The 2,704-nt window shown below is 48.0% G+C and carries 1 tRNA gene and 1 rRNA gene; both read left to right on the top strand.

The features are described from left to right. Window positions 1–6 precede the first annotated feature (6 nt). Window positions 7–80, top strand: a tRNA-Ala gene (locus tag B8967_RS22250). A 203-nt stretch (window positions 81–283) separates the two neighbouring features. Beyond that, window positions 284–2,704: ribosomal RNA gene (locus tag B8967_RS22245) — 23S ribosomal RNA — on the top strand; the annotation flags it as partial.

The raw sequence follows: 2,704 nt of genomic DNA, 5'->3' as shown, positions 1-2,704 counted from the left end.
CTAGAGGGGGAATTAGCTCAGCTGGCTAGAGCGCCTGCCTTGCACGCAGGAGGTCAAGGGTTCGACTCCCTTATTCTCCACAGTTTTGGAGAACTGATTTAAAAGTTACGAATGGAGCCAAAAACAACATTTGTTCATCAGTTTGAAAAGAAGACATTAAGATCATTGACATTAACGGTAAAGACATCACAAAGAGATAACCGAGCACTTTCGAGTGCCGAGTTTATAAAAATATCGATAAATTAAATTTTATCAAAAAATACTGAACTAATTAATAATTAGGAAAGAAATCGTTAAGGGCGTATGGCGGATGCCTAGGCTTTCAGAGGCGAAGAAGGACGTGGTAAGCTGCGAAAAGCTGCGGGGATCGGCACACACGAATTGATCCGCAGATGTCCGAATGGGGCAACCCGGCTGGTTGAAGACCAGTCACCTAGTAATAGGAGCAAACCCGGAGAACTGAAACATCTAAGTACCCGGAGGAAAAGAAATCGAAGAGATTCCGTAAGTAGTGGCGAGCGAAAGCGGATTAGCCCAAAAGCTGATATATGTTTAATAGAATGTTCTGGAAAGAACAGCCGTAGAGGGTGATAGCCCCGTAAATGAAAGGCATATTTGAGTGATAAATGAGTAGGGCGGGACACGTGAAATCCTGTCTGAATATGGGGGGACCATCCTCCAAGGCTAAATACTCCTGAAAGACCGATAGTGAACAAGTACTGTGAAGGAAAGGTGAAAAGCACTTCGAATAGAAGGGTGAAATAGAACCTGAAACCGTACGCCTACAAGCGGTCGGAGCACCTATATGGTGTGACGGCGTGCCTTTTGCATAATGAGCCTACGAGTTAATTTTACTAGCGAGGTTAAGGTATTAAGTACCGGAGCCGGAGCGAAAGCGAGTCTGAATAGGGCGGTTAGTTAGTAGGATTAGACGCGAAACCTTGTGATCTACCCATGGGCAGGTTGAAGCTCTGGTAACACAGAGTGGAGGACCGAACCGGTTGACGTTGAAAAGTCTTCGGATGACCTGTGGGTAGGGGTGAAAGGCCAATCAAACTGGGAGATAGCTCGTACTCTCCGAAATGCATTTAGGTGCAGCGTCGTATATAAGTTTATTAGAGGTAGAGCTACTGATTGGATGCGGGGGTTTCATCGCCTACCAATTCCTGACAAACTCCGAATGCTAATAAATGTTCTACGGCAGTGAGGGCATGGGTGCTAAGGTCCATGTCCGAGAGGGAAAGAACCCAGACCAACAGCTAAGGTCCCAAAATATATGTTAAGTTGAAACAACGCGGTTGGACTGCATTGACAGCTAGGATGTTGGCTTGGAAGCAGCCATTCATTTAAAGAGTGCGTAACAGCTCACTAGTCGAGCGGTCCGGCATGGATAATAATCGGGCATAAACATATTACCGAAGCTATGGATTTATACCTTAGGGGTATATCTGGTAGGAGAGCATTCTATTTGCGCCGAAGCAGTATCGTGAGGTATTGTGGAGCGGATAGAAAAGAAAATGTAGGCATAAGTAACGATAAAGCGGGCGAGAAACCCGCTCACCGAAAGACCAAGGCTTCCTCAGCCATGCTAATCAGCTGAGGGTTAGTCGGGACCTAACGCGAACCCGAAAGGGGTAGTGGATGGACAATGGGTTAATATTCCCATACTTGCTCACACTAAAAAGGGGACGGAGTGCCGTACTTACTGGAGACTGACGGAATAGTCAAGGCCTAGCCTTCGGGCGAAGCTGCTGTAGGGAAAGTGCTTCCAAGAAAAGCCGAAGTGAAGCAACCCGTACCAAAACCGACACAGGTGGTCGAGGAGAGAATCCTAAGGTGCTAGAGTGAATCATGGTTAAGGAACTAGGCAAAATAGTCTCGTAACTTCGGGAGAAGAGACGCCATCAGCAATGGTGGCCGCAGTAAAGAGGCCCAGGCGACTGTTTATCAAAAACACAGGACTCTGCAAAATCGAAAGATGCAGTATAGGGTCTGACACCTGCCCGGTGCTGGAAGGTTAAGGAAGGTGCTTAGGGTTAAACCGAAGGCATTAACTGAAGCCCCAGTAAACGGCGGCCGTAACTATAACGGTCCTAAGGTAGCGAAATTCCTTGTCGGGTAAGTTCCGACCTGCACGAATGGTGTAACGATCTGGGCACTGTCTCAACCATGAGCTCTGTGAAATTGTAGTCTCGGTGAAGATGCCGAGTACCCGCAATGGGACGAAAAGACCCTGTGAACCTTTACTATAACTTCGTATTGACTTTGAGTAAGTAATGTGTAGGATAGGTGGGAGGCTTTGAAGCAGGCACGCTAGTGTTTGTGGAGCCAACGTTGAAATACCACCCTTTACTTACTTGGAGCCTAACTTCTGAATAGAAGGACATTGCGTGGTGGGTAGTTTGACTGGGGTGGTCGCCTCCAAAAGAGTAACGGAGGCTTTCAAAGGTACCCTCAGCACGCTTGGTAACCGTGCGTAGAGTGTAATGGCATAAGGGTGCTTGACTGTGAGACCAACAAGTCGATCAGGTGCGAAAGCAGGACATAGTGATCCGGTGGTTCCGTATGGAAGGGCCATCGCTCATAGGATAAAAGGTACTCCGGGGATAACAGGCTAGTCTCCCCCAAGAGCTCACATCGACGGGGAGGTTCGGCACCTCGATGTCGGCTCGTCACATCCTGGGGCTGGAGAAGGTCCCAAGGG

Source organism: Chryseobacterium sp. YR221 (assembly GCF_900176315.1).
Taxonomy (GTDB): domain Bacteria; phylum Bacteroidota; class Bacteroidia; order Flavobacteriales; family Weeksellaceae; genus Chryseobacterium; species Chryseobacterium rhizosphaerae.
Note: the sequence above shows the minus strand (reverse complement) of the source record. Positions and strands in the feature narration are given on the sequence as shown.